The sequence below is a fragment of the Niveispirillum sp. KHB5.9 genome (assembly GCF_048066115.1).
Classification (GTDB): Bacteria; Pseudomonadota; Alphaproteobacteria; order Azospirillales; family Azospirillaceae; genus Niveispirillum.
Genome location: NZ_JBLTYX010000028.1, coordinates 12,149 through 38,177 on the forward strand (window position 1 = coordinate 12,149; position 26,029 = coordinate 38,177).

The 26,029-nt window shown below is 62.9% G+C and carries 31 protein-coding genes and 1 pseudogene; 22 read left to right on the top strand and 10 right to left on the bottom strand.

What is annotated here, in order from left to right:
• The first annotated feature begins 1 nt into the window (after position 1).
• From ubiV to ACM9HJ_RS27940, 5 genes are all read left to right on the top strand, one after another.
• A complete protein-coding gene (gene ubiV, locus ACM9HJ_RS27920) occupies positions 2-895 on the top strand; it encodes a ubiquinone anaerobic biosynthesis protein UbiV (protein WP_416575077.1) in 894 nt (297 codons plus the stop codon).
• Positions 896-1,029: 134 nt separating this feature from the next.
• Entirely contained in the window at positions 1,030-1,512 is a 483-nt protein-coding gene (locus ACM9HJ_RS27925; RefSeq protein ID WP_416575078.1) for a c-type cytochrome, read from the top strand.
• A gap of 12 nt (positions 1,513-1,524) precedes the next feature.
• On the top strand, positions 1,525-2,883 hold the full coding sequence (locus tag ACM9HJ_RS27930; protein WP_416575079.1) for a cbb3-type cytochrome c oxidase subunit I: 1,359 nt from the start codon (positions 1,525-1,527) through the stop codon (positions 2,881-2,883).
• A 64-nt stretch (positions 2,884-2,947) separates the two neighbouring features.
• On the top strand, positions 2,948-3,754 hold the full coding sequence (locus tag ACM9HJ_RS27935) for a CbbQ/NirQ/NorQ/GpvN family protein (RefSeq protein ID WP_416575080.1): 807 nt from the start codon (positions 2,948-2,950) through the stop codon (positions 3,752-3,754).
• A gap of 6 nt (positions 3,755-3,760) precedes the next feature.
• Entirely contained in the window at positions 3,761-5,668 is a 1,908-nt protein-coding gene (locus tag ACM9HJ_RS27940; protein WP_416575081.1) for a nitric oxide reductase activation protein NorD, read from the top strand.
• A gap of 35 nt (positions 5,669-5,703) precedes the next feature.
• On the opposite strand, the gene hemN is transcribed toward ACM9HJ_RS27940, so the two are convergent.
• Positions 5,704-7,032, bottom strand: a complete 1,329-nt coding sequence (hemN, locus tag ACM9HJ_RS27945; RefSeq protein ID WP_416575082.1) for an oxygen-independent coproporphyrinogen III oxidase — start codon at positions 7,030-7,032, stop codon at positions 5,704-5,706.
• A 139-nt stretch (positions 7,033-7,171) separates the two neighbouring features.
• Here hemN and ACM9HJ_RS27950 point away from each other — a divergent pair, with 139 nt between their 5' ends.
• Positions 7,172-7,393, top strand: a complete 222-nt coding sequence (locus ACM9HJ_RS27950) for a DUF1858 domain-containing protein (RefSeq protein ID WP_416575083.1) — start codon at positions 7,172-7,174, stop codon at positions 7,391-7,393.
• Between the two features lie 82 nt (positions 7,394-7,475).
• On the opposite strand, the gene ACM9HJ_RS27955 is transcribed toward ACM9HJ_RS27950, so the two are convergent.
• Positions 7,476-8,180 (bottom strand): Crp/Fnr family transcriptional regulator, encoded by a 705-nt coding sequence (locus tag ACM9HJ_RS27955; RefSeq protein ID WP_416575084.1) that lies wholly within the window; start codon positions 8,178-8,180, stop codon positions 7,476-7,478.
• A 171-nt stretch (positions 8,181-8,351) separates the two neighbouring features.
• Between ACM9HJ_RS27955 and nirK the strand changes: the two genes are divergently transcribed.
• From nirK to ACM9HJ_RS27990, 7 genes are all read left to right on the top strand, one after another.
• Entirely contained in the window at positions 8,352-9,479 is a 1,128-nt protein-coding gene (gene nirK / locus ACM9HJ_RS27960; RefSeq protein ID WP_416575085.1) for a copper-containing nitrite reductase, read from the top strand.
• Between the two features lie 70 nt (positions 9,480-9,549).
• Positions 9,550-10,371, top strand: coding sequence for an SUMF1/EgtB/PvdO family nonheme iron enzyme (locus ACM9HJ_RS27965; RefSeq protein WP_416575086.1), 822 nt, complete (start codon positions 9,550-9,552; stop codon positions 10,369-10,371).
• Between the two features lie 33 nt (positions 10,372-10,404).
• A complete protein-coding gene (locus ACM9HJ_RS27970; protein ID WP_416575087.1) occupies positions 10,405-10,944 on the top strand; it encodes a pseudoazurin in 540 nt (179 codons plus the stop codon).
• A 51-nt stretch (positions 10,945-10,995) separates the two neighbouring features.
• Complete coding sequence (locus tag ACM9HJ_RS27975) at positions 10,996-11,373, top strand: hypothetical protein (protein WP_416575088.1); 378 nt, start codon at positions 10,996-10,998, stop codon at positions 11,371-11,373.
• Between the two features lie 37 nt (positions 11,374-11,410).
• Positions 11,411-12,007, top strand: coding sequence for a cytochrome c oxidase subunit 3 (locus tag ACM9HJ_RS27980; protein ID WP_416575089.1), 597 nt, complete (start codon positions 11,411-11,413; stop codon positions 12,005-12,007).
• A gap of 4 nt (positions 12,008-12,011) precedes the next feature.
• Positions 12,012-12,263, top strand: coding sequence for a hypothetical protein (locus ACM9HJ_RS27985; RefSeq protein WP_416575090.1), 252 nt, complete (start codon positions 12,012-12,014; stop codon positions 12,261-12,263).
• Positions 12,264-12,400: 137 nt separating this feature from the next.
• Positions 12,401-13,606 carry an NnrS family protein gene (locus tag ACM9HJ_RS27990; RefSeq protein WP_416575091.1) on the top strand — a complete coding sequence of 402 codons (1,206 nt, stop codon included), beginning with the start codon at positions 12,401-12,403 and terminating at the stop codon, positions 13,604-13,606.
• 165 nt (positions 13,607-13,771) lie between these two features.
• Here ACM9HJ_RS27990 and ACM9HJ_RS27995 read toward each other — a convergent pair whose 3' ends face one another.
• Together ACM9HJ_RS27995 and ACM9HJ_RS28000 are read right to left on the bottom strand one after the other, a co-directional pair.
• Complete coding sequence (locus ACM9HJ_RS27995; protein WP_416575092.1) at positions 13,772-14,479, bottom strand: cyclic nucleotide-binding domain-containing protein; 708 nt, start codon at positions 14,477-14,479, stop codon at positions 13,772-13,774.
• 80 nt (positions 14,480-14,559) lie between these two features.
• Positions 14,560-15,189, bottom strand: a complete 630-nt coding sequence (locus tag ACM9HJ_RS28000; RefSeq protein WP_416575129.1) for a DUF542 domain-containing protein — start codon at positions 15,187-15,189, stop codon at positions 14,560-14,562.
• Between ACM9HJ_RS28000 and ACM9HJ_RS28005 the strand changes: the two genes are divergently transcribed.
• The 9 genes and pseudogenes from ACM9HJ_RS28005 (at position 15,088) to ACM9HJ_RS28045 (ending at position 20,970) form a co-directional block, all read left to right on the top strand.
• On the top strand, positions 15,088-15,615 hold the full coding sequence (locus tag ACM9HJ_RS28005) for a hypothetical protein (RefSeq protein ID WP_416575131.1): 528 nt from the start codon (positions 15,088-15,090) through the stop codon (positions 15,613-15,615). The genes ACM9HJ_RS28000 and ACM9HJ_RS28005 overlap by 102 nt on opposite strands.
• A gap of 173 nt (positions 15,616-15,788) precedes the next feature.
• Positions 15,789-15,947, top strand: coding sequence for a periplasmic nitrate reductase, NapE protein (napE, locus tag ACM9HJ_RS28010; protein ID WP_416575093.1), 159 nt, complete (start codon positions 15,789-15,791; stop codon positions 15,945-15,947).
• A gap of 15 nt (positions 15,948-15,962) precedes the next feature.
• On the top strand, positions 15,963-16,259 hold the full coding sequence (locus ACM9HJ_RS28015) for a 4Fe-4S dicluster domain-containing protein (RefSeq protein WP_416575094.1): 297 nt from the start codon (positions 15,963-15,965) through the stop codon (positions 16,257-16,259).
• On the top strand, positions 16,256-16,525 hold the full coding sequence (locus tag ACM9HJ_RS28020; protein WP_416575095.1) for a chaperone NapD: 270 nt from the start codon (positions 16,256-16,258) through the stop codon (positions 16,523-16,525). Before ACM9HJ_RS28015 ends, ACM9HJ_RS28020 begins: the two co-directional genes overlap by 4 nt.
• Positions 16,522-19,023 (top strand): nitrate reductase catalytic subunit NapA, encoded by a 2,502-nt coding sequence (gene napA, locus ACM9HJ_RS28025; RefSeq protein WP_416575096.1) that lies wholly within the window; start codon positions 16,522-16,524, stop codon positions 19,021-19,023. Before ACM9HJ_RS28020 ends, napA begins: the two co-directional genes overlap by 4 nt.
• Positions 19,024-19,026: 3 nt before the next feature.
• Positions 19,027-19,557, top strand: a complete 531-nt coding sequence (locus tag ACM9HJ_RS28030; RefSeq protein WP_416575097.1) for a nitrate reductase cytochrome c-type subunit — start codon at positions 19,027-19,029, stop codon at positions 19,555-19,557.
• The gene (locus tag ACM9HJ_RS28035; protein WP_416575098.1) at positions 19,557-20,174 is read left to right on the top strand and encodes a NapC/NirT family cytochrome c; all 618 of its coding nucleotides are present in this window, start codon (positions 19,557-19,559) and stop codon (positions 20,172-20,174) included. Before ACM9HJ_RS28030 ends, ACM9HJ_RS28035 begins: the two co-directional genes overlap by 1 nt.
• 149 nt (positions 20,175-20,323) lie before the next feature.
• Positions 20,324-20,632, top strand: a pseudogene (locus tag ACM9HJ_RS28040) (IS110 family transposase); the annotation flags it as partial.
• A 125-nt stretch (positions 20,633-20,757) separates the two neighbouring features.
• Positions 20,758-20,970, top strand: coding sequence for a hypothetical protein (locus ACM9HJ_RS28045; protein ID WP_416575099.1), 213 nt, complete (start codon positions 20,758-20,760; stop codon positions 20,968-20,970).
• A 254-nt stretch (positions 20,971-21,224) separates the two neighbouring features.
• Here the strand turns inward: ACM9HJ_RS28045 and ACM9HJ_RS28050 are convergent, their stop codons facing one another.
• Genes ACM9HJ_RS28050 through trbL form a run of 6 tightly spaced genes read right to left on the bottom strand, consistent with a single transcriptional unit; the run spans position 21,225 to position 26,021 of the window.
• Positions 21,225-21,545, bottom strand: a complete 321-nt coding sequence (locus ACM9HJ_RS28050; protein ID WP_416575100.1) for a DUF736 domain-containing protein — start codon at positions 21,543-21,545, stop codon at positions 21,225-21,227.
• A 3-nt stretch (positions 21,546-21,548) separates the two neighbouring features.
• Positions 21,549-21,839 (bottom strand): DUF2274 domain-containing protein, encoded by a 291-nt coding sequence (locus ACM9HJ_RS28055; RefSeq protein ID WP_416575101.1) that lies wholly within the window; start codon positions 21,837-21,839, stop codon positions 21,549-21,551.
• A 3-nt stretch (positions 21,840-21,842) separates the two neighbouring features.
• Positions 21,843-23,027, bottom strand: a complete 1,185-nt coding sequence (locus tag ACM9HJ_RS28060) for a TrbI/VirB10 family protein (protein WP_416575102.1) — start codon at positions 23,025-23,027, stop codon at positions 21,843-21,845.
• A complete protein-coding gene (gene trbG, locus ACM9HJ_RS28065) occupies positions 23,024-24,004 on the bottom strand; it encodes a P-type conjugative transfer protein TrbG (RefSeq protein WP_416575103.1) in 981 nt (326 codons plus the stop codon). The genes ACM9HJ_RS28060 and trbG overlap by 4 nt, the downstream gene beginning before the upstream one ends.
• Positions 24,001-24,708, bottom strand: coding sequence for a conjugal transfer protein TrbF (trbF, locus tag ACM9HJ_RS28070; RefSeq protein WP_416575104.1), 708 nt, complete (start codon positions 24,706-24,708; stop codon positions 24,001-24,003). Before trbF ends, trbG begins: the two co-directional genes overlap by 4 nt.
• 2 nt (positions 24,709-24,710) lie before the next feature.
• The gene (trbL, locus tag ACM9HJ_RS28075) at positions 24,711-26,021 is read right to left on the bottom strand and encodes a P-type conjugative transfer protein TrbL (RefSeq protein WP_416575105.1); all 1,311 of its coding nucleotides are present in this window, start codon (positions 26,019-26,021) and stop codon (positions 24,711-24,713) included.
• Positions 26,022-26,029 lie beyond the last annotated feature (8 nt).

Here is a 26,029-nt window from a genome sequence, read left to right on the forward strand (position 1 = left end):
GATGGACCTGACGATCGGCCCGATACAGGGCTTCTGGGATGCCAATCGCTGGGGCGATTTCTATGCACGGCTTGCCGATGAACCCGGTGTCAACCGGGTGATCATCGGGGAGCTTGTCTGCTCTAAACGCCTACCCTTCTATCAGACCCGCATTCCCGACGCGATCGAACGGCTGCTGGCCGGGGGCAAGCAGGTGGCCGTCACCTCCCTGGCCCTGGTCACCCTGAAACGTGAACGCAAGATGACGGCGGAACTGGCCGGCACCGGGCTGGAAGTGGAGATCAATGATCTGACCGCCCTGGCCCATCTGCCACCGGGGGCCGCCTTCTCCTCCGGGCCGTTGATCAATGTCTATAATGAAGGCACGTTGCGCCTTCTGGCCGGGCGCGGGGCGACCCGGTTCTGCCTACCGCCGGAACTGCCCGCCGACTCCATCCGGCACTTGACGGCCGCCGCCGGCCCGGTGCCTGTGGAAGTCTGGGGATGGGGCCGGCTGCCGCTGGCGATTTCCGGTCGCTGCTACCATGCCCGCTATCATGACCGGCCCAAGGACCAGTGCCAGTTCGTCTGCGCAGGCGACCCGGACGGTCTGGCGGTGGATACGCTGGATGACCGGAAATTCCTGGCCATCAATGGCGTGCAGACCTTGTCGTCACCCTGCGCCAACATGGCCCATGCGCTGGACCGGCTGGCGGGAATGGGAGTATCGGCGCTGCGCCTCTCCCCACAGAGCACCGGCTTTTTCGAGGTGATCGGCCTGTTCCGTGACCTGATCGCCGGACACATTGATGGAGATGAACTGAGCGCACAGGCTTTGCCCCTGGCACCGGGCGGGGCCTTCTGCGACGGCTTTCTGGAAGGGCCCAGCGGGGTATCCTGGCGCATATCCGCATAGAAGCATCCCGCCAACGGCCCGGGCCAAACGTCCGGCTGTTTGCGCCGTGGCAAAGTCCCCGACCGGGAAACGCCGTAGCTGTGATCTCAACCTCGCCACCTGCCTTCAATGGACCAGCAACGGGAGAGCACAGCATGTCGTCAACCCATGAACCGCATCGGCCACCGGTCGAGCGATTCAGCAAATCCGCCGCTCGGAACATATTCTATGGCGGTTCTGTCTTCTTCTTCGTCATCTTTGTCGGCCTGACGGCGCAGAGCCATTGGCACATCCTCAACAAATCGACCGACGAGTCGACGCTGAGCGAAAGCGTGCTGCGCGGCAAGCATGTCTGGGAAAAGCACTCCTGCATCAATTGCCACTCGATCCTGGGGGAAGGTGCCTATTTCGCCCCGGAATTGGGCAATGTCTGGGTCCGCTTTGGCGGGCGGGATGATCCGCAGAGCGCCCGCGAAGGGCTCATCGCCTGGATGCAGTCGCAGCCATCCGGCATCGAAGGCCGCCGCCAGATGCCGCAATTCAATCTCAGCGACCAGGAACTCAACGATCTCGTCGATTTCCTGGAATGGACCAGCCGCATCAACACCCAGGGCTGGCCGCCCAATGATGCGGGCTGAGGAGGGACGATCATGAAATACGCTTCACAAAAGGTGGCCTACTGGTACTTCGCCTGCGCCATGATCCTGTTCGGGGTGCAGATTGCGGCGGGTGCGCTGGCCGGTACGGTCTATGTGCTGCCCAACACATTGTCAGAGCTGCTGCCCTTCAACATCATCCGCATGATCCACACTAACGCCCTGATCGTCTGGCTGTTGATGGGCTTTTTCGGCTGCACCTATTATCTGATCCCGGAGGAAGCCGAGCGCGACATCGAAAGCCCCCTGCTGGCCTATATCCAGTTGGGCCTGCTGATGTTCGGGGCCCTGGCCGCCGTCGTCGGCTATACGCAGGGCGTGCATGAGGGGCGGGAGTTCCTGGAACAACCGCTCTGGATCAAGGCCGCCATCGTCGTGGTGGCGCTGATCTTCCTCTATAATGTCTCCATGACCGTGCTGAAGGGCCGGCGCACGGCGGTGACCAATGTGCTGCTGCTGGGCCTGTGGGGCATCGCCGTTTTCTGGCTGTTCGCCTTCTATACGCCGGATAACCTGGCCGTCGACAAGGTCTATTGGTGGTACGTCGTCCATCTGTGGGTGGAAGGCGTGTGGGAACTGGTGATGGCCTCGGTTCTCGCCTTCCTGATGATCAAGATGACCGGGGTGGACCGCGAAGTCATTGAGAAGTGGCTTTATTCCATCGTCGGTCTGGCCCTGTTCTCCGGCCTGCTGGGCACCGGTCACCATTATTACTGGATCGGCGCGCCGGGATATTGGCAGTGGATCGGGTCGATCTTCTCTGCGCTGGAAATCGCCCCCTTCTTCGCCATGGTGATTTTCGCCTTCAGGATGGTGTTCAAGGGTCGTAAGGACCATCCCAACCGTGCCGCCATGCTGTGGTCACTGGGCTGCACCGTCGGCGCCTTCTTCGGTGCCGGGATCTGGGGCTTCCTGCACACGCTGTCTTTCGTCAACTACTATACCCATGGCACGCAGGTGACGGCGGCGCATGGGCATCTGGCCTTCTTCGGGGCCTATGTCATGCTCAACCTCGCCATGATCAGCTATGCCATGCCCTATCTGCGCGGCAAGGCCCCCTACCACCAGACACTGAACATTGTTGCCTTCTGGATCATGGCCGGCGGCATGACGGTGATGACCTTCGCGCTGACCTTCGCCGGGGCCATCCAGGTGCATCTGCAGCGGGTGATGGGCATGTCCTACATGGAGGTGCAGGACCATATTGCCCCCTTCTACTGGGTGCGGCTGGGCTCCGGTGTGCTGGTTGTCGTGGCGGCATTGATGTTCCTGTGGGCCGTGTTCGGCCCGGTCCGCGACGCCCGCAAGGTGGTGCAGCGACGCGGCGGTGCTGCCCCCGTCGCTGCCGAGTGAAGTGATGCCGGGTGCGGTGGGCTGCCGCCGCACCCGGCCCTTTCGCCTTAACAGGAGTTGAGCCATGCAAACAGCTGCAAACCTGCAGGCGGTCGAAGCCTCGCCCTTCTATGCCCAAACCGGCAATGAGTGCCTGTTGTTTGAACAGGCCTATCGCAACCGCCTGCCGGTGCTGCTCAAAGGGCCGACCGGGTGCGGCAAGACCCGTTTCGTCGCGCATATGGCGGCCCGCCTGGGCCGTCCGCTTTATACCGTGGCCTGCCATGATGACCTGACCGCCGCCGATCTGACCGGCCGTTACCTGCTGAAAGGTGGGGAAACGGTCTGGGCCGATGGCCCTTTGACCCGGGCGATGCGGGAAGGCGCGATCCTTTACCTGGATGAGGTGGTGGAGGCGCGCAAGGACGTGACCGTAGTGCTGCACCCCGTCACCGATGACCGGCGCGTGCTGCCCCTGGAACGGACGGGGGAGATGCTGGCCGCCCCGCCGGAATTCATGCTGGTGATCTCCTACAACCCCGGTTACCAGAATGTGTTGAAGGCACTGAAACCTTCCACCCGGCAGCGCTTCATCGCGCTGGAATTCGGCTATCCCGACCCGGAGACGGAGGCCGCCATCGTTTCTGCCGAAAGCGGGCTGCCCAAGGAACGCTGCGTGCCGCTGGTGCGGGTGGCCAATGCGCTGCGCGACCTGAAGGGCCAGGATGTGGAAGAAGGGGCATCCACCCGGCTGCTGGTCTATGCCGCCACCCTGATCCGGTCCGGGATCAAGCCGGATGCGGCGCTGGAGGCCGCCTTGCTGCAACCCTTGAGCGACGATCCGGATGTGCAGGCCGCCCTGGCCAGGGTGGCCGAACTGGCCTGGGGGTAAACGCCCATGTCCATCTTCGAACCAGAGGAATTTATCGGCACCCGCTGGCACCGGCTGGTGGGCGGCCTGACCACCCTGCCCCATCATCCGCCAGCCGCCGTCAGGCTGGCCGATGTAAGGGGACGGTTGGGCGTTCTGTTCCGTGCGCTGGGCGGGGATGGCGCCATCCGCCTTGCCGAGGCGGCGGCAACTACATCCCGGCATCGGCTGGGCTTCCTGCACCACGTCGGGCTGGGGCAGGAAAAGCTGGAACGCGCCGTGCTGGACAGTACCAGCCTGCGCCTGCCGGCGGTGATCGACTATTTCCCTGACGCGGCGGACAATGCCGCCCTTTATGAATGGCTGGCCGGCTGGTTCGCCCATGCCGTGCCGGTGGCGGATTCTGATGACGCGCTGGTCCAGGATATCCAGGCGTTACGCGGCGCCGTGGCCGGTACGCGCGCCGCCCTGAAGGCCTGGCCGGGCCTGCGCCCCCTGTTCCACCGCCTACGCGCGGCCGCCCTGGCGGCCCGCCCGGAACGCCGCCTGCCAGCGGTGGAAGCGCAGATGGAAGCAGCGATCCGCGCCATCCTGGGCGGGTATCGCCCCCCGGATAATGCTTTTCTATTTCTGATCGAACAGCCGGGGGCGGTAATCGGCCCCCTCTCCGCCCCGCGCGGCTATCGCCCCTTCCTGCCCATCCCGCTGTTCGGGGAAGTACGGCAGATGCCGGGAACGGCCCCACCGGAGGATCGGGAGGAAGGGGCCGGCACATCCGATGCCGCCGATCATCGCCGCCGACAAGCGGAACGGCGGCAGACGGACCAGAGCGACCGGGGCGACCCGCTCTGTTTCCACCGGTTTGAAACCATCTTCTCCCTGGCCGAAATGGTGAATGTGAACCGCCGGGTGGATGAGGATGATGAGGAAGGTGCCCGACAGGCTGCCGACGATCTGACCGATCTGACCATCGGCAGCAACAGCCAGCGCACAGCCGCACGGCTGAAACTGGATCTGGACCTCGCCCCCGCCGCCGTGGAGGAAACGGCGCTGAGCGAGGGACTGACCTACCCGGAATGGGACTGGAAAAAGCAGGCCCACCGGCCCGACCATTGCCGCGTCATCACCGCCCGCGCCAAGGAGGATGGCGAAGCGTGGCAGCCATCGCCGGAGATGCAGCGCCAGATTCGCGCCGTGCGTCGGCAGTTCGAGGCGCTGCGACCCAGCCGGGTGGTGTTGCATGGCCAACCCGATGGCGATGATCTGGACCTGTCGGCCCTGGTACGCGCCGCCGCCGACCGCAAGGCCGGCAGTGCAGGGTCGGAGAATCTGTTCATCGCCGGGCGTGCCATTGAACGGGATTTATCCATGGCCGTGCTGATGGATGTATCGCTATCCACCGATGCCGCCATCGACGCGCATCGGGTGATTGATGTGGAAAAGGCGGCCCTGCTGGCGCTGAGCCAGGGGCTGGACGCCTGTGGTGATGAACACGCGATCTTCGCCTTCACGTCCCGCCGTCGCAACGATGTGCGGGTGGATTTGGTGAAGGATTTCACCGATCCCGTGGATGCCAGGGTGGTACGCCGGATCGAGGGGCTGAAGCCGGGGCAATATACCCGCATGGGGGCGGCGGTGCGCCATGTCACCGCGCAACTGGCCCAGCGCCCGCAGCGGCACCGGCTGTTGCTGCTGCTGACAGACGGCAAGCCCAACGATATCGATTATTACGAAGGCCGCTATGGCATTGAGGATACACGCGCCGCCATCCGGGAGGCGCGCAAGGCCGGGCTGAAAGTCTTCGGCGTCACGGTGGATGAGACGGCGCAGGATTATTTCCCCTATCTTTTTGGCCGGGGCGCCTATGCCATCATCACCCATCCCGAACGGCTGCCTGCCGCCCTGCCTGCCATTTATCGCCAATTGGTCGGTTGAAGCGGGGTGCCGCCAAAAGGCACCCCGCTTGGCCCCTACACCGCTGCTGAATGCCTGCCGCCGCTGGGCAGATAGGCATCGAAGGCGCTGGCGACGATGCGGGCGATTTCCGGTGCATGGTCATGAATTTCCACCCGCCCCGCCGCCACCCGCACCCAGCCCTGTTCCACCAGGGCCGCCAGTTGCGGTGGGACGGCCATATCCGGTTGCGGCAGTTCTGCCTTGAAGCGGCAAAGGATATCCTCGATCACCCGGCCCCGCGCCACATCATCGGGCAGCAGGCGGTGCCCCCGCACCACGGGCAGACACCCCTCCTCCACCGCGCGCCGCCAACCATGATTGTCAGGGGCGTTCTGGGCGTAACCATGCGGCGTCCGGCTGATGGAGGAGGCACCGATGCCGATCAGGCTTTCCGCCTTATCCGTTGTGTAGCCCTGGAAATTCCGCCGCAACGTGCCCGCATTGGCGGCCAGCGTCAGTTCATCGTCCGGCAGGGCAAAATGGTCGATGCCGACGGCGCAGTAGCCTGCTTGAAGCAGCAAATCACGCGCCAGCTGCGCCTGGGCCAGCCGTCTGGCCGCATCGGGCAAATCCTCGTTCCGGATCAACCGCTGGTGCGGCTTCATCCAGGGCACGTGGGCATAGCCAAATACCGCGATCCGCTGCGGACGCAGCCGCACCAGGGCGGCCACCGTCCCCCGGATGGAGTCCAGCGTCTGGCGCGGTAGACCGAACATCAAATCGGCATTGATGGCGGTGATGCCGGCAGCGCGCAGGGCGGCAAAGGCGGCCTCAATCCGTTCCAGCGGCTGGATACGGGCGATGGCGGCCTGCACCGCCGGGTCCAACGTCTGTACGCCCAGGCTGGCACGGTTGATGCCCAGACGTGCCAGATGCCGCGCGCCTTCCGGCGTCACATGGCGCGGGTCCAGTTCGATGGCATGTTCCATGCCCGCCTGGAACCGGAAGCGGCGGGCCAGATCCTCCACCAGGCCGGTGAAACAATCCGGCGGCAGGATGTTGGGTGTGCCGCCACCCCAATGGATATGGGACAGCGGGGCGGGTCCGAGATGCCGCGCCACCAGGGCAATTTCATCATGGACGGTGGCGGCATAGGCGCGGATGGGATCATCGCGCAATGCCGCTTTGGTGGTGCAACCGCAATAGGTGCAGATGGTCCGGCAGAAGGGGATATGCAGATACAGCGAGACCGGCTTGCCGGTCACACCCGCCGCCCGCAGCCATTCCCCATAATCCGCAGCGGTAATGTCCGCGGAAAAATGCGGTGCCGTGGGATAGGAGGTGTACCGGGGAACCGGCTGGCCCGACAGGGCCACCAGTTCAGGGGAGATTGATGCTGTCATGATGCGTTGCGTCCTGCGGGTGGGCTCGTAAAGGAGGACAAAACCATGACCCTGCGATGCAGAATGAACGTTGCGCGGCGTCAACGTCGCCAGCGCTTGGCAGGTCTAGCCTCGACCCATGATTTGAGGAGGGTGCACCATGGCCGCAGCGTTAACCGTACCGATCAGAGCGGAAACGATCCTTGATGATTTGATGGCGACATACAAGGTGACCATCCCGATCTTCATCCGCTGCAAGATGATGTGTGTCGGCTGCCCCATCGCCAGCCTGCATGATGTGCAGCAGGCTTGCACCGAACATGGCATCCCGCTTTCGGCGTTTCTCGCCGAAATCAATGGTGCGATCATGGCCGACCGCTGAAGAATGGATTGAAGCGGATGCCGTTTCAGGCGGTATCCGCCGCCATATCCGCACTCACAGGCGATCTGCCCTCACGCCGCCATTACTCACCGCTGCCTTCGGCCAATATAAAAAGCCGATGCGCATCCACCACGATGACGCGTTTGCGGCTGGAGGTGATCAGCCCTTTGACCTCCCACGCCGCCATCACACGGCTGACCGTATGCAGCGTCGTTCCCGTCATCTCCGCGATATCCTGCCGGGTTACCGGGAAATCGATCAGGATTCCTTCCTCCGTCTTGCGACCTGCCTGACGGGCCAGACGGAGCACGGCATGGGCAACCCGGCGCTCCACCTCCTCCGTTGATAATTCCAGGATCCTTGTGTGGGCATCCTGCAGGCGCTGCCCGACCGCTTGCAAGGCGTTGACCGCCAGCGCCGGGCATCTGGCAATGAAATTGTCCCACTGGCTGGACGGCCAGGCCAGCGCCAGGCTTTCGACAACGGCAACAGCTGTCGCCGGGTAGTCGGGGCGGCGCATGGCCATGGCGATACCGAAAATATCGCCGGGATTGACGTGTCGCATCACCACCTGCTGCCCATCCTGCGTCGTCTGGGTCACTTTCAGGCAACCGTTCAGCAAGCAGAAGAACTCGGTCGCCTCATGCCCCTGGGTGAAGGCGGCAGTCCCCTCGGCCAAGCGGCGAACCGATGCCATGGCAAGAACAGCGTCAAAATCATCACCATTCATCGCCTGAAAGATGCTGTGACCACGAATTAGCGACTGGTCAAGGCGTTGCGCCGCCATTCACGCCTCCAGTACTCCAAAGTGCCATCTAAATACTGACCGTCGCACATGCGACCAAATGACCGGCTATTCACCAGCTGAGGCACTCATTGCCTTTTCTCAAATACCGCAATGATGCTTCGTCGTCTACTCCCGTCAACAGCAACGGCAAAAGCCAAGAAAGGAAGTGCCATGTTGTCCCTCCGCGTCGCCCTTTGCGGGGCCGCTGCCGTCGCCCTGCTGATGGCAGCCCCGATCCGGGCCGATGAAGGCCCCAATCCCACATTCAATGCCAAGAACCAAGCCGATCTGACCATCGGGTTGCCGCGCGTTAAGGCGAAGCTGGTGGCCCCGCCCTTTGTGATGGAACATGACCAGATTGCCAAGGGCGGGCCCAAGGTCGTCCAGTTCACCATGAAGATCGAGGAAAAGGAGATCGTCATTGATGGTGAAGGCACGACCTTCCAGGCCATGACCTTCGACGGGTCGATGCCCGGCCCGACCATGGTGGTGCATGAAGGGGATTATGTCGAGCTGACGCTGATCAACCCCGACACCAATTCCATGCCGCACAATATCGACTTTCACAGCGCCACCGGCGCCTTGGGCGGGGCACAACTGACGCTGGTCAATCCCGGCGAACAGGCGGCCCTGCGCTTCAAGGCCACCAAGGTGGGCGCCTTCGTCTATCATTGCGCCCCGCCGGGCATGATCCCCTGGCATGTGGTCAGCGGCATGTCGGGCACCATTATGGTCCTGCCGCGCGACGGGCTGAAGGATGAGCGGGGCAAGCCCATCCGCTATGACCGGGCCTACACGATCGGCGAATTCGACCTCTATGTGCCCAAGGATGCCAACGGCAAATACAAGGATTATGAAAGTGCCGGCGACTCCTATGCCGACACCGCGGAGGTGATGAAGGGCCTGATCCCGACGCATGTGGTGTTCAACGGTGCAGTCGGCGCGCTGACCGGCGACAAGGCCCTGAATGCGAAGGTGGGCGAGACGGTGCTGTTCATCCACAGCACGGCCAACCGCGACACCCGCCCCCACCTGATCGGCGGCCATGGCGACTATGTTTGGGAACGCGGCAAGTTCGCCAATGCCCCGGAAAAGGGACTGGAAACCTGGTTTGTCGCGGGCGGCAGCGCCGGCGTGGCCACTTACACGTTCCACCAGCCCGGTATCTACGCCTATGTGAACCACAATCTCATCGAAGCGGCGGAACTGGGTGCCACCGCCCATGTCAAGGTCGAGGGCAACTGGAACAACGACCTGATGAAGCAGGTGACACCGCCCGGCCCCATCACCATGAACTGATCACGCGCAGGCGGCACGCAGCATTCTGCGGGCCGCCTGCCGCTTTCCTCATGCGGTCCAGAGGTGTCCCATGTTGACATCCAGCAGCATCAAAGCAGCCCTGATCGGGCTTTCGGCGCTCACCGCCGCCCAGATCTTCTTCCCTCCGCCGGACGACAGCGGTGCCGTGCGCATCAGGGCCGCCTCCCTGGCCTATCGGGAGCCAGGTGAATTTCTCCACCACGGCACACCCGTCAACGGCCCGCTGCGTGACATCAAGCTTCAAGCGCCCCTGACCATCATGCGCAACCAGGTGACCAGAGGTGAGTATGATCAATGCATCGCTGACGGCACCTGCCCCACCCTGGACATCACCGGCAAGCCCGAACGCCCGGTGACGGGCGTCAACTATGACGATGCCGTGGCCTATGCAAACTGGCTGTCGGCCAAGACGGGGGAAAGATGGCGGCTGCCAACCGACCGGGAATGGGCCCTGGCCGCCGGCTCCCGCTATAAGGACGACGCCTATACGGAGGTCAGCGACCCCAACAACCCGTCAAAGCGCTGGATCGCCACCTACACCGCAGAATCCCAGGGGCAGAAGCAGATTGATTCCACGCCGATGCCGATTGGCCATTTCGGGATCAACGAACATGGCCTTGCCGATCTGTCAGGCAATGTCTGGGAATGGACCTCCACCTGCTATATCCGCCACCATGTCAAACCGGACGGGCAGACGCAGGTGACGGAAAATTGTGGCGTTCGCGTTGCCGAGGGGAGCCACCGAGCCCTGATGGTCGGCTTCATCCGCGATCCGAAAGCCGGTGCCTGCTCCGTTGGCGTCCCGCCCACCAACCTGGGCATCCGGCTGGTGCGGGACGAAGGCGGCCTGCGGCGATGGCTGGGGCTGTAAGACAGCCTCGCGACATCCTGTCCTGATGGCCGCTTGCCATGCGGCTATTCATCTCCTGTTTGCCCTGGCGCAAAGGTGTCGCTTTCCATCCGCGATATCGATGCCGGTGACGAATGTCGAAATCCACTGATGGAGCCAATTATGAACCCCAAAAGCCTTCTCCTCGCCGCCGCCCTTGTCATCGGCCTGCCCACGATGGCGACGGCAGCCGATCACGAGGTGAAGATGCTGAACAAGGGAGCCGCCGGTGCCATGGTGTTCGAGCCAGAACTGATCCGGATCGCGCCGGGCGACAGCGTCACCTTCAAAGCCACCGATCCCGGCCATAATGCCGAAACGATCCCCAGCATGCTGCCCACCGGGGCTGAAGCTTTTATCGGCAAAATGGGCCAGGATGTCACCGTGACCTTCACCACCGAAGGGGTCTATGGTGTGAAATGCAAGCCGCATTTCGCAATGGGCATGGTGGGGGCGGTCATCGTTGGCAAACCCTCCAATCTGGATGCCGTGAAAGCGGTGAAGAACCCAGGCCGGGCGGGCAAGAAGTTCGAGACCCTGTTGGGCGGGCTTTAACCGCAGCAATGGTCGCGCGCCGCCAGCATCGGGAAACAGGGGAAACTCGTCATGATTCTCTACGGGCTTCCCCTCTGCCTGCTCTATTTTGGTACCGGGCTGTTGCGCACCTTATGGCTTGATGCGCGGGTCGGTGCCCCGCTCGGGGCTTTGGTTGAACTGGCCGGCTTTCTTGCGGCGGGCGTCGTGGGGTTGGCGTTGACGCAGCGCTGGCGAATGATCGCATCCCGGATCGGGGATCAACCGCTTCGGGCAGGCCTCGTGGCGCTGGGCCTGTTCTTCGGCCTTGATGCCGCCATTGCCGTTGGCCTGTGCGGCGTTCCCCTCACCACGCATTTCGCCCGGTTCATGACAATGGCGGGGGCCATTCAACTGGCGGGCCTGGCCGCTTATGCGGTGCTGCCGCGCCTATGGTACGGACCGGCCTGATCCATCCGTACCGACGCGGTTATGCCGGAGGACCATCATGTATTTACCGCGCGCCATATCTGCCGCCGGTCCTGCGACCGGGGGAACCGATGATGCCGACAGCACCCTTGCCGATCAGGCGAAAATTCCCGGCAATGTCATGATGTGGATCTTCATCATCGGCGATCTGCTGGTCTTTTCGGGCCTGCTGATCGGCTTTTGCGTGATGAAGCTGCTGAACAGAGATGCTTTCGTGGAAGGCCAGTCGATGCTGGCGGTCGCGCCTGCCATCCTGGAAACATTCGCACTGATCATCAGCGGCTGGCTTGCCGCCATCGCCGTGGAACGCCAGCGTCATGGGTGCCGTTTCAAACCGGCGCTGATCGGCACCATGGCTTCCGGCCTGTTGTTCCTGGTCTTTAAAATCCAGGAATATGCCATCAGCATCGACCGGTTTGATTATGAAGCGACATTCGCCCAGATCTATTATCTGATCACGGGATTCCACGCGCTGCATGTGGCGCTGGGGCTGGTGCTGTTCAGCCTGTCCTTCTTGAAATCGCAACAGCTCTATCTGGCGGATTATGCCCGATACTGGCATTTCACGGATATGATCTGGCTGATGATCTTCCCGACGCTCTATATCATCCGGTGACATGATGCGTGCCATCCATATCGCCACCATCACCCTGCTCAGCCTGACCAGCCTGTCCATGGTCGCCAGTACCCTTCCCGCCGGTGTCGTTGCCCTGATTTTCGGGCTCACCTTCACCAAGGTGATGATCGTCCTGCTGGTTTTCGCAGAGATGCGCCACGTCGGGCAGTCCTGGCAAATCGCCTTTGGTTCCTATTTCGTGGCAGTCATCGGTTGCCTGTTCCTGCTGCACAGGCTGACCGGGATCGGCGGGTAGCGCCTTTGCGGATGGGAATGCAATGGCACCCTCCAACATAAGCCCCACGAAATGCTGGCGGCTGTTTGTGCCACCACAACGCCAGCGCATTCTGGGGGGCGATAAGAAGGGGGGACGCAGTAAAAGGTATCCCCACCATGACCCAGCCTTTTGAAGAGACATTCCGTCCCCGCCCTGCCCGCTTCGCTTTGTTCGCTTACGGGTTCCGCCCGTTCTTTCTGGCGGCCGGGCTACATGCCATTATCCTGCTGGCGCTCTGGCTGCATGTTCTGCACAGCGGTCATTGGCCCGATGGTCTGGGCAATCCGGCCGACTGGCATGGCCATGAAATGCTGTTCGGTTTCGCCGGGGCCGCCATCGCCGGCTTCCTGCTGACCGCGGTGCCGAACTGGACCGGGGAGCGAGGATTCGCGGGCGGCAAGCTGGTGGCACTGACACTGCTGTGGCTGGCCGGGCGGCTGGCCCTGAACCCGATCGCGCCGCTGCCGCCATTGCCGGGGGCGCTGATCGACCTTGCCTTCTTTCCGGCGCTGGGGGTGATGGTACTTCCCTCCATCATCCGCGCGCGCAACCGGCGTAACTATATGATGATGCTGTTGCTGCTGTTGCTCACTGCCGCCAGCGCCCTCTACCATCTGGATCGCCTGAGCTGGGTGCCGGGGATTTGGGCGGTCGGTCGGGTTCTGGCCATCGACATGGTCTTGATCATGGTGGCGTTGATCGGCGGACGGATCGTTCCCTCCTTTACCAGCAGCGCGTTGAAGCGGCTGGGTCGACCGGCCACCATACCCACCTTCGGCTGGGCTGACCGGCTGGCCCTGGCCACCTCATTGGCGCTGACGCTGGCCGATATCCTGCAACCGAACGGGTGGGTGCCGGGGGTACTTGCGCTTGTCGCCGGTCTGGCGCATGGGCTGCGTCTGGCCCGCTGGCAGGGATGGAAAGGGGTGGATCAGCCCATCCTGTTTATCCTGCATGTGGCTTATGGCTGGATCCCCGTCGGCCTGATCCTGAAGGCGGGATGGCTGCTGACGGGATTGACTGTCGGCCAGAGCTGGGTGCATGCGTTGACCGCCGGTGCCTTCGCCACCATGATCCTGGCCGTGATGAGCCGTGCGGCGCTGGGCCATACCGGGCGGGAGATTGTTGCCGCCAAGGCAACGGTCGCCGCGTACCTGCTGTTGACCCTGGGCGCGCTGGTCCGGGTTCTTGCGCCGTTGCTGCCCGACATGATGATCGCCTACAGGATTGCCGGAACCGCCTGGGTGGCGGCCTTCATCCTGTTCCTCATCATCTATGCACCGATTCTGGTTTCCCGGCGCGCCGACGGCCGACCGGGATGAAAAGACCGGTTTTAACAGGGGGCACAGGCATCGCCTTGCCCCCGCTTTTCCAGGCTTTCGCTTTCCGCAATCACCGACACCGCATCCGCAGCTTGAGTTTACGCCGAACGAGCGGTGCCGATGGCAGTCGCCACTGGACCGGCCTCCAGCCAAAGCAAAGCCGCCCTAAATGATGGAGAGCGGCTTATCATCGTGATCGATAAGGGCTGCCGGACGGGAGAAGGCGGTCAGCCGAACCCGATCCCGGATCACCATCCGGCTTCCCTCAACAGACAATCCATGGTCCCGCAATGTTGCAAAGGCACGCGAGAGATTTTCCGCCGTCATGCCCAGGCGTGAAGCGAAAATTCGCTTGTCAAAAGGCAATATCGCCTCATCCGTTTCCCCCGCCAAGGACAGCACATAGCAACCCAGGCGCTGGGCTCCTGTTCGCAGCTTCAGATCTTTGATCTGGCGGACCAGCCTGCGGAAATGCTGGGCAAGCTCCTCCATTACCGGGATGGAAAGATCAGGATCAGCCGCCACAGCCCGACGGAAGGCCCCGGTTTCCAACAGAAAAATGCGTGATGACATGAGGGTTCGGGCCGACATCAGATAGGGGGCGCCAGTCAACGCCGCGGCCAGGATGAAACTATCGACGGGGAACAGGATGTCCACCACCGCCTCCTTCTCATCCTGGTCGCGGGCAAACAGTTCAACCGCACCCTCAAGCAGCACCATCAGGAAATCGGCTTGTTCCCCCTCGTTGAACAGCAGGGTGGAACGCGGATAGCGCTGCAGCGATCCACATGCCGCCAGGGCCGACAATGGCCCATCGGCCAGCTTGCGAAACATCGGAAGGCTGCGCACCAAGCTCAGGTCGTCGGGCTTCATTGTCATTATCTGTGATGCGAGGTCATCTGATGTCCCTTGGCTAGGTAGGATATGCGGCGCTCCTGCGTCAATATCACTGCTCAGATCGATATATTGAAGCGCGTAAACAGGACGTTGTTCTCCAGGTGCACATGCTCCCCGGCCTCCTGCACGAAATGGTGCAGGCTGCTATAGAGTGCCCGCCAAGTGGCGCAAGCGCGAGCCGGGGGCGTGAAGTTGCGCGTCAGCGCCGCCATCTGCTGCAACTGATCGCCGAATACGTCATGTTCCTCCATCATGCAGGCGATGGGGCCGACAAGGAACAGGGAACCGCCGGACAGCATGGCCGGGAACAACACTTGCTCCTCCTTCTGCATATGGTCCTCCAACTCTGCCGCCACCTGGACCAACAGGGTATGAAGGCCCTTGGGACAGTCCGGGTGTTGGCCATGGACGCTCTCCACCTTCCGCGACAGGTAGAGCAATTCCTCCCACTGTCGCCGGTGACCTTCATGAAAGCGGCTCAGGATCAAACTGATCAGTGTCGGGGTGGACACGCTGGCGGGGGCCGCACCCTCGCCATCCGGCGGGCTCTTCAGTTCCCGCAACAGTCCAGCCGGGTCAAGCCCTTGGGCCTTGGCAGCGTCAGCCAGGGGCAAGCCGCCGCTGAAGCAAAAGTCGATGCCATGGCGCCGAAAGACGGCGGTGGCGCCTGGAATGGTGGCAGCCAACAGCGATATGGGTTGTGTCAGGGATGTCATGTCGTTCCTCGGGCCTTGTCAGCCGCCACAGCGGCCGCCGCAGCAGCCACCGTCACGTTCAGGCAGATCGATAAAGCTGATGCGGGTCGTGCCCGGTGTCGGGAACAGCCCCTGCAACCGTTGCAACAGCCGCTCGGACGGAAGTGCCTCGGGACAATCGTCAATGGCACAGATAACCGATCCATCGGCCTGTGCGCCGAGCACAGCATGCTGCGGCAACAGCAAGAGGTGAGCGGCATCACGTCGGAACTGGATGAATTGCGTCTTCATCTATCAAGAACCTTCACTGTGGGGATACAGGCCATCCAAGCAGGCCTGAACACCGCAGTCCTTGCGCTTTGGCAAATTCCGCACAAGTGCGGCATCATAAATGATGAGGAAAATCACGCAGGTTAAAATTGACTATTATCAATTCGTATTTAGACTATTATCAATTTTTCATAAATCTCTGTGTATAACGTCATACGATGATTAGTGCTGACGTTATGCAAGATTGATCCTGATCAATGTTTGCCTCTACAATTGGGGGTATGGTTTTGTCAGCAAATAATAGATTTTGGCAGGATGTCATGGATGCAACCCCCGCTCCGGACTCCAGAAAAGCCGAACTGCTGAAGTTCGTCTTTCTGGCCTTCGTTTTCATCCCGGTTCTGTCGGTCGGGGTGGTAGCCGCCTATGGCTTCGCCGTCTGGATATATCAGATGTTCGCCGGCCCGCCGGGCATGTGACGGGGGACGAACACCATGGAGACAAGACTTTCCCGCCGCGCCCTGTTCGGTCGGGCAGCCAACCCTGCCGCCGTACCGCCTGCCGGTCCGCCACTGGCCGTTATTGACGCCCATTGCCTAGCGGAAACCGGTGCCTATTGCCGGACTTGTGGCGATGCCTGCCCGGAGGCGGCCATCCGCTTCCTGTTGCAGCCACGCGGACGGGCACGGGCGGATGTGGATGGGGATCGCTGCACCGGCTGTGGTGACTGCCTGGCCCCCTGCCCCGCCGGTGCCATCCGGCTTGCCCCCCGCGATGGAGACCGCACATGAGCGACGAAATCCACATTTCCAGCCTGATCGTCCATGCCCGCCCCGATGCGCTGGCGACCGTCTCTGCCTGCATAGAGGCGCTGGGGGGCGAGATCGTGCCCACCAGCGGCGATGCCAGCCGCCTGATCGTGCTGGTCGAACAGCCCAGCGCCCGCGCCACGGCGGACATGCTGGATGCCATTAATGCCATTGCGGGCGTCTACAGCGCCCTTCCCGTCTATCACCACGCCGAACCTGCGGCGTGCCTTGCGGAGCCTATGCCATGACACTGACCCGCCGCGATTATCTGAAGGCACAGGCAGCCGCCACGGCAGCCGCCACCGCCGGCGTCACCCTGCAGGCCGGTGCCGCACAACTGCCCACCGGCATGGATGCCAAGGTGAAATGGTCCAAGGCCGCCTGCCGCTTCTGCGGCACCGGCTGCGGCGTCATGGTGGGGGTGAAGGAAGGCCGTATCGTCGCCACCCATGGCGACCAGAAGGCCGAGGTGAACCGGGGCCTGAACTGCGTAAAGGGCTATTTCCTGTCCAAGATCATCTATGGCCAGGACCGGCTGACCACGCCGATGCTGCGCATGAGGAACGGCCAATATGCCAAGGACGGGGATTTCACCCCCATTACCTGGGATCAGGCCTTTGATATCATGGCCGAGAAATGGAAGGCCACGCTGAGAGCCAAAGGGCCGGAAGCCATCGGCATGTTCGGGTCCGGCCAATGGACTGTGCATGAGGGCTATGCCGCCGTCAAACTGATGAAGGCCGGCTTCCGCTCCAACAATATTGATCCCAACGCCCGGCATTGCATGGCATCCGCCGTGGCCGGTTTCATGCGCACCTTCGGCATTGATGAGCCGATGGGCTGTTACGACGATATCGAAGCCGCCGACGCCTTTGTGCTGTGGGGCAGCAACATGGCGGAGATGCACCCCGTTCTGTGGACCCGCGTCACCGACCGCCGCCTGTCCAACCCGGATGTGAAGGTGGCAGTGCTGTCCACCTTCGAACATCGCTCCTTCGAGTTGGCGGACATCCCCATGGTGTTCACGCCGCAGACCGATCTGGCCATCCTGAACTATATCGCCAACCACATCATCCAGACCGGGCGGGTGAATAAGGAATTCGTGGGCAAGCACACGACCTTCGTCAAGGGCCGCACCGATATCGGCTATGGGCTGCGGCCCGACAATCCGCTAGAAATGGCGGCCAAGAATGCCGGCAACGCCAATGAGTCCGACCCGATCAATTTTGAGGAATTCGCCGCCTTCGTCGCCCCCTATACGCTGGAAAAGGTGGCCGCCCAGTCCGGTGTGCCGGCGGCCCGGCTGAAGGCGCTGGCGGAGCTTTACGCCGACCCGAAGATCAAGGTCACCAGCTTCTGGACCATGGGCTTCAATCAGCATACGCGCGGCGTCTGGGCCAATAATCTTTGCTATAATATCCATCTGCTGACGGGGAAAATCTCCCAGCCGGGCAACAGCCCCTTCTCCCTCACCGGTCAGCCAAGCGCCTGCGGCACCGCGCGTGAGGTTGGCACCTTCTCCCACCGGTTGCCCGCCGATATGGTGGTGACGAATGCCGAACACCGCGCCCATGCCGAACATCTGTGGAAGCTGCCGGAAGGCACCATCCCGGCCAAGCCCGGCTTCCATGCCGTGCAGCAGGACCGGATGCTGAAGGATGGCAAGCTGAACTGCTATTGGGTGCAGGTGAACAACAACATGCAGGCGGCCCCGAATACCGCCAACGAAACCTGGCCCGGTTATCGCAACCCGGACAATTTCATCGTCGTCTCCGATGCCTATCCCACCGTCACCACCATGGCCGCCGATCTGGTGCTGCCCGCCGCCATGTGGGTGGAAAAGGAAGGTGCTTATGGCAATGCCGAACGCCGCACCCAGGTCTGGCACCAGTTGGTGAATGCGCCGGGCGAAGCGAGGTCCGATCTGTGGCAGTTGGTGGAATTCTCCAAACGCTTCAAGGTGGAAGAGGTCTGGCCGGAGGAACTGCTGGCCAAGGCCCCGGAATTCCGCGGCAAGACCCTGTTCGATATCCTCTATCGCAACGGGCAGGTGGACAGGTTCCCCGTCGCCGAGTGCGATCCGGCCTATGAGAACCGCGAGTCCAAGGAACTGGGATTCTATCTGCAAAAAGGGCTGTTTGAGGAATATGCCAGCTTTGGCCGTGGCCATGGCCATGACCTTGCCCCCTATGAGCGCTATCATCAGGAACGCGGCCTGCGCTGGCCGGTGGTGAACGGTCAGGAAACACGCTGGCGCTTCCGGGAGGGTAGTGACCCTTACGTGCCTGCGGGCGAAGGGATGCGCTTTTACGGCCACAAGGATGGCAAGGCCCGCATCTATGCCCTGCCTTACGAGCCGCCGGCCGAAAGCCCGGACACGGATTATCCCTTCTGGCTGTCGACGGGCCGGGTGCTGGAACATTGGCATTCCGGTTCCATGACCAGGCGGGTGCCGGAACTGCACCGCGCCGTGCCGCAGGCGCTGTGCTACATGCATCCTGATGATGCCCAAGCGATGAATGTACGGCGCGGGCAGGAAGTGCTGGTGGCCTCGCGCCGGGGTCAGGTGCGGGCGCGGGTGGAAACGCGCGGCCGCAACAAGCCGCCGCGCGGGCTGGTCTTCGTGCCCTGGTTTGATGCCGATGTGCTGATCAACCGCGTCACGCTGGACGCCACCGACCCGATCTCCAAACAGACCGACTACAAGAAATGCGCCGTGCGCATCACGCCGGTCCAGGGGGTTTGAACCATGAAGAACCTTCGCATGGCCCTTATCCTTGCTTTGCTGGCCGCTTTGCCCGTGCTGGGTGTGCCGGTGGCACAGAAAGCCTTTGCCACCGACCCGGCACCCGGCGCCACCGTCCGCGACGTTAACGCCAGCGGCCGCCCCGCCTTCACCGGCGCCGAGGGGCTGACCGTGCAGGAAGCCCCACCCATTCCGAAGGATGCCACCGACGACCGCCGCCGCCAGCGCAATTACCCTGAACAGCCCCCAGTGATTCCGCACCAGATCGTGGGCTATCAGTTGGACCTGCGCGCCAACAAGTGCCTGACCTGCCACGCAAGGGAATTTACCGGCGACAGTCAGGCGCCGATGATCTCCGTCACCCATTTCCAGGATCGTGATGGACAGGTGTTGGGGGCCGTGTCGGCACGCCGGTATTTCTGTCTGCAATGCCATGTGCCGCAAACTGATGTGAAGCCGCGCGTGCCCAACAGCTTCCGTGATGTGGATAGCGTCATCCGGGAAACGGGTGCCGCCGCCAAAGGGGGGCAATGATGGGTATCATCCGCCGCGCGCTGGATTTGGCCATGGCGGTCTGGCGGGCTTTCAACCGTCCCGCCGGCCATCTCTCCCTCGGTTTCCTCACCATCGGCGGCTTTGTCGCCGGTGTGCTGTGGTGGGGTGGCTTCAACACCGCCCTGGAAATGACCAACAAGGAAGCGTTCTGCATCGGCTGCCACGAGATGCGGGACAATCCCTATGCCGATCTGAAACAGACCATCCATTATTCCAACCGCTCGGGCGTGCGGGCTACCTGTCCGGATTGCCATGTGCCGCATAAATGGACGGACAAGATCGCCCGCAAGATGCAGGCCTCGAAGGAGGTCTGGGGCAAAATCTTCGGCACGATCAACACACCGGAGAAGTTCGAGGCCAAGCGCAAAGAGTTGGCCAGCCATGAATGGGCGCGGTTGAAGGCCAATAATTCCCTGGAATGCCGCAACTGCCACAGCGCCGATAGTATGGACATCACCCGCCAGGGCGCGCGCGGGGCCGAAGCCCACCAGCGTTTCCTGTTCACCGGTCAGGCAACCTGCATCGACTGCCACAAGGGCATCGCCCATCGGCTGCCCGACATGACGGGCGTGCCAATCTGGACCATGCCGCAGTAGGCGGCCGCTCCGCATTAGATGCCGTAATGGGCCTACGCCAGCTAGTAGCGGGCGGGTCGGCAGTCCGCCAGAGGATGGTGTCAACAGCGGGGTCCGACTGGATCAGCCTCAAGCCTCATTGGAGGAGGTACGTATAAAGGTATGTCGCAATTGATGTCTCGTTGGAACTGAGCAGCGTGTATGTCGTGGACAGCCAAGGGAAGATCCTGCGGGAAGCCAAGGTGGCCAGCGAGCTGGCGGCATTGATCGGCTTTCTGGTAGAGCTTCAGCCGTCGCCGACGGGGGTCGGCCTGAAGGCGGGCCCGCTGTCGCAGTCGCTGCGCGCGGGTCTGGTGGCCGCAGGCTTCGACGCCGTGCTGCTGGAAACCCGGCATGTCAAGGCGGCGCTCTCGACCATAGTGATCAAGACCGATCGCAAGGACGCCTGCGGCATCGCGCAGCTGCTGCGGATGGGATATTCATGGCGAGGAGGATGAGACAGAAGAGATGACCGTGACGCTGGCCCCCGGCAAGGAGGAGGAAGTGAAGGTTGTGATGAAGGCAAGTGCCAAGCTGCGCTTCTCCTGGAAGGTCGAGGGGTAGCGTGGTCAATTTCGGCACGCATGGCGAATCCTTCGCCGCTCCTGACAAGGCCCATTCCTATGAGAAGGGCCGCGGCGTTGCCAGTGACGAGGGCAAAATCGTCGCCGCCTTCGACGGCAAGCATGGCTGGTTCTGGCGCAATAGAGGCGACAAGAACGTCACCGTCATGGTGCGCGCCACCGGCGACTACACCGACTTCAAACGCGTGATGTGATGGCGCCGCCCTCCGCGCGGCTTCCCGTCACGCTACGAACATGACTGGAAGGTCGCGGCGCGAATTGTCGGTCAGACCCCGGCACATTCGGAGGTGCCGGGGTTTCAGTTCAGGCTACCGGCACCTCGGTGGCGGTAGGCGGAGAGCCTAACCAAAACCGTCTCGGTCAAGGTCCTTCCTTGCCAACGACTTGGCCGTGCTAACGACCAAAGCATTGAACCAGCTTCGACAGATGGCATAGAGAAGCCGATATCCTACCCTGCCCGACGCCTGTTCCAGACCAGTTGCGCGTTTGCTCCGTCCTTGCCGGGGAACAGGGCTGCACTGATAGGTTCGGACAGAATTGGATCATCAAAGCGTACTCGGAGATAGGAGCAGGAGTCTTCGCCCGTGGTCTGTGCCTCCCAGGCATCGCCGATGCGATCATGTCCCAGCAGCAGGCGATAGGCAGGTGTATTGTCCTGGTCGCGGTTGTCGTTGGGAACCAAGCGGACTCTGGCATTGATTGTCAGGGTGCGGATGGTGCCAGCCCAGCCACCGTCTTTGGTCAGAGTGAAATGGCCGATGACGCTCATGGCTCATGCCTCCGTCGCGGTCACGGTGCCGGTATCGCGTGTCTTCTGTCGACCCCGGCGGCAAATGGGCTCCTGAATGGGCGGCAGGTCTTCCTTGCGGGCCTTGGCGTAGGCGCGATCGCTGTCCAGGAAGGCGCCCAATATAAAGGGAATCAGGTCTGCCACCGGCTCGTCCGCGCCATAGGTTGCCCTATAAAGGGCGGCGTAGGAAAGGAGCCGTTGGTGCAAATCCGGGCTCAGCGACAAGGTGAGTTTCACCGGCGTGCGATCGGGGAGTTTGGGCAGCTTCAACATAGGTCAGCCTCCACGATAGGGGGAGAGGGTCACATCCCACCGGACGATGACGCGCAGGGGCCAGCCGGGGCGGACGGTCAGAGTCGGCTGGATGTCGAGGTTGCGTTCGACAAGCCGTTGGCCGGCGCGGTCGGCGTTCTGCTGCACAGATTCCCGGACGGCCCGGATCAGGTCACTTTCCCGTTGCCCGAAGGTCAGTTCCGTGCCGACACCCAGCAGCGTCGCCATGGCGATACCCTTCAGCAGGCGGCCGGTATGGAAATCCACCTGGTCCGACAGGCCTGACCGGCCCTCGGTATCGCTGGCCGGCAGGTTGTCCAGTTGCAGGGATGAGCCGTCCGGGCGGATCAGCCGCTGCCAGACCAGCAGGGCACGCTCCTGCCCGAAGCTGACCCGGCTGTCATAGGTGCCGATGAGACGGGAGCCCTGGGGGATCAGCAGGATGCGGCCGGTGACACTGTCATGGACATTCTCCGTCACCTGCGCCACGACCGTGCCCGGCAGATCAGAATTGAGGCCTGTCACCAGCGCCGCGGCGATAACGCTGCCGGCCATGATCTGGTTCGGAGTTGCCGGTCGCTGCTCGGCATAGGGATTGTAGATCCCGCCCGCACCGGGACGGGCCAGGAAGTCCAGCTTTCGCTGTTGCGCAACGGGTTCGGCGACGATGGTATCCGTCGTGGAGTTGGGGCCCGGCAGCATCGCCGGATTCCCACTTTCCGATACGACCGGCACTGTTTTCGGTTCACTGCGGAAGAACAGACCGGATTGCCGGGCATGGCTTGCCTGAACTTGTTCCGGGCTCGGCTGATGTGTCGGTTCCATCGGCGGCCATTCCGTTCCCGCACCGTGGCGCCGCCGGTGTTCCAGGATCGGGCGGCCCAGATCAGCGGGTAGCGGTGGCCCCAGCAGCGGCGTGTGGGGCTTGACCTGACTGTAGTCGGTGGGCAGTCCGGCCAGCCCTTCCGGCGCCGGTGATTTGGCGGGCTGGGCCAGTTCCTGGCGCTCGGCGTCGCGTTTACCGGACGGACTCTGGAGGGACAGCATGGTCAGAGTCAGGATGGCACCGGCGGCAATGCCGCTGCCGCCAATGATCACCCCACGTCGCAGGCGCAGCGCCCGGCGCGGGGCGGCCCGCAGTTCCAGCTTTTCGGGCGGGTGTTTGGTTTCGGAAGAGGCCGTGATCATGATGGCCTCCCATCTGTGCGTTCGATGCGCACCACTTGCTGCGGCTCGCCGCCCAGACGCAGTTCCGCCGCAGCGAAAAGGCGATCGACGATGTAGTGTCGCCCGCGCACGCGGTAGTTCACCAGCTGTGCCTCACCCTGAGCGCCGATGACAAACAAAGGCGGGGCTTCGCCCTGGTCCAGGCGGTCGGGGAACTCGATATAGACTTTGTCCCCATCGTCAAAAACCCGCTGCGGACGCCAAGCCGGATTCTCGCCGGTGATGGCGTAACGGAAATGTAGGTTCTCCAGCGACAGGCCGGAGGCAACCGGCTGCGCCGTCGCTGCCTGACTGTTGCGGCGTTGCAGCGCCAGCAGCTGGTCCTGCGGATAGGTCCAGGACAGCGAAGCCATGGCTGTCTGCGGGGTGCTTTCCAGCAGCAGGTGATAGGCGCGGCGGTCGGTGGTGATGACCAGGTTGGTGGTGAGGCTGGCAGCAACGGGTTTCACCAGCACATGTACCCGGCTGGCCTCCCCTGCCCCGCTGCTGGTATCGCCGATGATCCAGCGCACCGTGTCGCCGGTGGAAACGGCCACAAGGGCCTCGCCCGGTTGGAGGGCGATATCGGTCACCCGTTCCGGGGCGGCATAGAGCCGGTACAGGGCCCCCTCGGTATAGGGATAGACCTGCATGGCGTTGAGATAGCCGCTGCGGGTGGGCTCCAGCGTGGCCGCCTTGTTGGCGTCGGCGATCCGTTGGGTCGGGAGGCGATTGTCTGGTGCCACAACGGTCGGCACTGATGGCAGCGGCTGCAACTGACCGGGCAGCGGCAGGGGGACGGGCTTTTCGACAATCTGCACCGGCAGGGGAGGCTCGGGTTCAACCGCCGCAGCCTGGAAATCGCTGCTGTCATAGGCGATGACGGGTGGCGTCTTGGGTTGGCCAGCGCAAGCGGAGAGTATCCCGGCCATGAGGACCGGCAGGATCAGCTTGGTCATGGCGTGTTCCTCGGGGATGGTTGGGCATCGAACTCCCGCGACCAGTCGATGGCGGTGATGGTGACGCCCAAGGGGTTGCGGGCCAGGGCTTCCGGCGTGTTGGGGGGCCGCAGGTTGACCGCCAGGATTGATGTCCAGCGCTCGGTGCGGACCAGACTGCCGCGCTCGAAATGCTGCTCGGTCCATTTGACCTGGAAGGATTGATCGGACGCGCGGACGATGCTGGTCACCTGCACCGTGACGCTGTTGGTGCCGATGCGGCTGAAGGGATCGTTGATCTTGGCCTGTTCGTTGAGGAACAAGGCGGCGCGGTCGGCCACGAAATCATAGGCAGACAACCAGTTCTGCCGCACGAGAACGGGATCGGTGGAGAGCGACCGGACATTGCTGATGAAGCGCCCCAGGTAATAGGCGACCTGGGTGTCGGTTGGCTGATAGGCACTGGTCGCCGGTGCCACGGCACGGGCCTCGCCCAGCCGGTCGATCTCAACCACATAGGGGATGATCCGGCTCTGGCCGGACTGCCAGGCCACGATGCCACCCAGCCCCATGGCCAGCCCCAGACTGCCGAAAGCCATCAGCCGCCAGTTTCGGGCCTGGATACGGGCGCTGCCAATCCGTTCATCCCAGAGCTGGGCTGCCTTCTGGTAGGGCGTCACCGGGTCCGGCGTGGTGCCATAACGTTGCAGGGTGCGTTTGAACATGGTCAATCATCCTTCTGATCGAGGGACGGGGCGGCACTGCCGCCGGACCGATCCCCATCCTTGATGGCCTGCTCGGTGCTGTGGCGGCGGGCGCGCGCGGCCTGTTCGGCGCGCAGCTTGCGGGCCCAGGCGGGGGCGTTGTCGGTGGTAGCCGACGATGCAGTGCCAGCCCCCGCCCCGCCTGTCTCAGGCGAAGGATCGGGGTTGGTGGACTGGCGACCGGACTGATAGGCCTCGCGCAATGGTTCGGTCATGCGGTGGCCGGCATCCTTGGCCTTGCGCAGGGTGGCCTCTCCAGCAGCACGGGCCACACCGTCCACGCCCGACTGTCCAGCGGCCTGGGCAGACTGGTAGGCACCGGTAGCGGCACCGCCGAGACTGGCCCCTGCGCGCACGGCGGCGAAACCAGCCCCGCCGGCCAGTCGGGCACCAGCGACAGCCGCACCACCCGCCAGCAAAGCCGTGCCGGCGGCGGCCCCAGCGGTTCCCAGGGCAGCACCCGCGCCGAGCTGCGGTGCGCCAGACACCAGCCCAGCGGCGATGCCGGGGCCAAAGATGCCTAACCCTAGCAGCGCCAGGGATGCCAGCACCATGGTCATCGCCTCATTGATGCCTGGGACCTTGCCATTCAACGCCTCGGTGAATTCTCGAAAGAAACTGGAGCCGATGCCGACAATGACGGCCAGCACCATGATCTTGATGCCAGACGAGATGACATGGCCCAGCACGCGCTCCGCCAGAAAAGCTGTCCTGCTCCACAGGGCAAAGGGCACGAGGACGAACCCGGCCAGCGAGGTCAGCTTGAATTCGACCAGGGTGATGAAGAGCTGCACCGCCAGAATGAAGAACGCGATCACCACGAAGAACCAGGCCAGAACCATGATGGTCAGGTTCAGGGCGTTGCCGAAGATGTCAGGAAAGCCCAGCATGGTGCGCGCCTGATCCAGCAGCGGATGCGCAGCTTCAAACCCCACCGCCGCCAACTGTCCCGGATGCAACAGGTCACTGGCCGAGAGGCTTGAATTGCCTGCCCGCAACCCCAACTGCGCAAAGGAGCTGTAGACGGCTTCCGACAGGGCCTGGAAATTGCCCAGCACCAGCGCGAAGAAACCGACATAGAGCACCTTGCGGATCAGGCGCGGCATCACGTCTTGATGGCCGTCCATGGCCCAGAATAGCCCCGCCAGCACCATGTCGATGGTGATCAGGGTGGCGGTCAGATAGGCGACATCCCCCGACAGCAGCCCAAAGCCGCTGTCGATATAGCGGATAAAGGTTTCCGTGAAACGGTCAATGATGCCGAGGTCGCCCATGATGGTTT

Excerpts from the sequence above, each read along its gene's own strand:
- ACM9HJ_RS27965 (WP_416575086.1), top strand. The coding sequence starts at position 9,550 with ATGTTGACATCCAGCAGCATCAAAGCAGCCCTGATCGGGCTTTCGGCG.
- trbL (WP_416575105.1), bottom strand. The coding sequence starts at position 26,021 with ATGGGCGACCTCGGCATCATTGACCGTTTCACGGAAACCTTTATCCGC.
- ACM9HJ_RS28060 (WP_416575102.1), bottom strand. The coding sequence starts at position 23,027 with ATGATCACGGCCTCTTCCGAAACCAAACACCCGCCCGAAAAGCTGGAA.
- napA (WP_416575096.1), top strand. The coding sequence starts at position 16,522 with ATGACACTGACCCGCCGCGATTATCTGAAGGCACAGGCAGCCGCCACG.
- ACM9HJ_RS28055 (WP_416575101.1), bottom strand. The coding sequence starts at position 21,839 with ATGTTGAAGCTGCCCAAACTCCCCGATCGCACGCCGGTGAAACTCACC.
- ACM9HJ_RS27990 (WP_416575091.1), top strand. The coding sequence starts at position 12,401 with ATGACCCAGCCTTTTGAAGAGACATTCCGTCCCCGCCCTGCCCGCTTC.
- ACM9HJ_RS28020 (WP_416575095.1), top strand. The coding sequence starts at position 16,256 with ATGAGCGACGAAATCCACATTTCCAGCCTGATCGTCCATGCCCGCCCC.
- ACM9HJ_RS27985 (WP_416575090.1), top strand. The coding sequence starts at position 12,012 with ATGCGTGCCATCCATATCGCCACCATCACCCTGCTCAGCCTGACCAGC.
- ACM9HJ_RS27930 (WP_416575079.1), top strand. The coding sequence starts at position 1,525 with ATGAAATACGCTTCACAAAAGGTGGCCTACTGGTACTTCGCCTGCGCC.
- napE (WP_416575093.1), top strand. The coding sequence starts at position 15,789 with ATGGATGCAACCCCCGCTCCGGACTCCAGAAAAGCCGAACTGCTGAAG.
- ACM9HJ_RS27995 (WP_416575092.1), bottom strand. The coding sequence starts at position 14,479 with ATGAAGCCCGACGACCTGAGCTTGGTGCGCAGCCTTCCGATGTTTCGC.
- ACM9HJ_RS27940 (WP_416575081.1), top strand. The coding sequence starts at position 3,761 with ATGTCCATCTTCGAACCAGAGGAATTTATCGGCACCCGCTGGCACCGG.
- ACM9HJ_RS27955 (WP_416575084.1), bottom strand. The coding sequence starts at position 8,180 with ATGGCGGCGCAACGCCTTGACCAGTCGCTAATTCGTGGTCACAGCATC.
- ACM9HJ_RS28035 (WP_416575098.1), top strand. The coding sequence starts at position 19,557 with ATGGGTATCATCCGCCGCGCGCTGGATTTGGCCATGGCGGTCTGGCGG.
- ACM9HJ_RS27975 (WP_416575088.1), top strand. The coding sequence starts at position 10,996 with ATGATTCTCTACGGGCTTCCCCTCTGCCTGCTCTATTTTGGTACCGGG.
- ACM9HJ_RS28050 (WP_416575100.1), bottom strand. The coding sequence starts at position 21,545 with ATGAGCGTCATCGGCCATTTCACTCTGACCAAAGACGGTGGCTGGGCT.
- ACM9HJ_RS28030 (WP_416575097.1), top strand. The coding sequence starts at position 19,027 with ATGAAGAACCTTCGCATGGCCCTTATCCTTGCTTTGCTGGCCGCTTTG.
- ACM9HJ_RS27925 (WP_416575078.1), top strand. The coding sequence starts at position 1,030 with ATGTCGTCAACCCATGAACCGCATCGGCCACCGGTCGAGCGATTCAGC.
- ACM9HJ_RS27950 (WP_416575083.1), top strand. The coding sequence starts at position 7,172 with ATGGCCGCAGCGTTAACCGTACCGATCAGAGCGGAAACGATCCTTGAT.
- nirK (WP_416575085.1), top strand. The coding sequence starts at position 8,352 with ATGTTGTCCCTCCGCGTCGCCCTTTGCGGGGCCGCTGCCGTCGCCCTG.
- ubiV (WP_416575077.1), top strand. The coding sequence starts at position 2 with ATGGACCTGACGATCGGCCCGATACAGGGCTTCTGGGATGCCAATCGC.
- hemN (WP_416575082.1), bottom strand. The coding sequence starts at position 7,032 with ATGACAGCATCAATCTCCCCTGAACTGGTGGCCCTGTCGGGCCAGCCG.
- ACM9HJ_RS27980 (WP_416575089.1), top strand. The coding sequence starts at position 11,411 with ATGTATTTACCGCGCGCCATATCTGCCGCCGGTCCTGCGACCGGGGGA.
- trbF (WP_416575104.1), bottom strand. The coding sequence starts at position 24,708 with ATGTTCAAACGCACCCTGCAACGTTATGGCACCACGCCGGACCCGGTG.
- ACM9HJ_RS28015 (WP_416575094.1), top strand. The coding sequence starts at position 15,963 with ATGGAGACAAGACTTTCCCGCCGCGCCCTGTTCGGTCGGGCAGCCAAC.
- ACM9HJ_RS27935 (WP_416575080.1), top strand. The coding sequence starts at position 2,948 with ATGCAAACAGCTGCAAACCTGCAGGCGGTCGAAGCCTCGCCCTTCTAT.
- trbG (WP_416575103.1), bottom strand. The coding sequence starts at position 24,004 with ATGACCAAGCTGATCCTGCCGGTCCTCATGGCCGGGATACTCTCCGCT.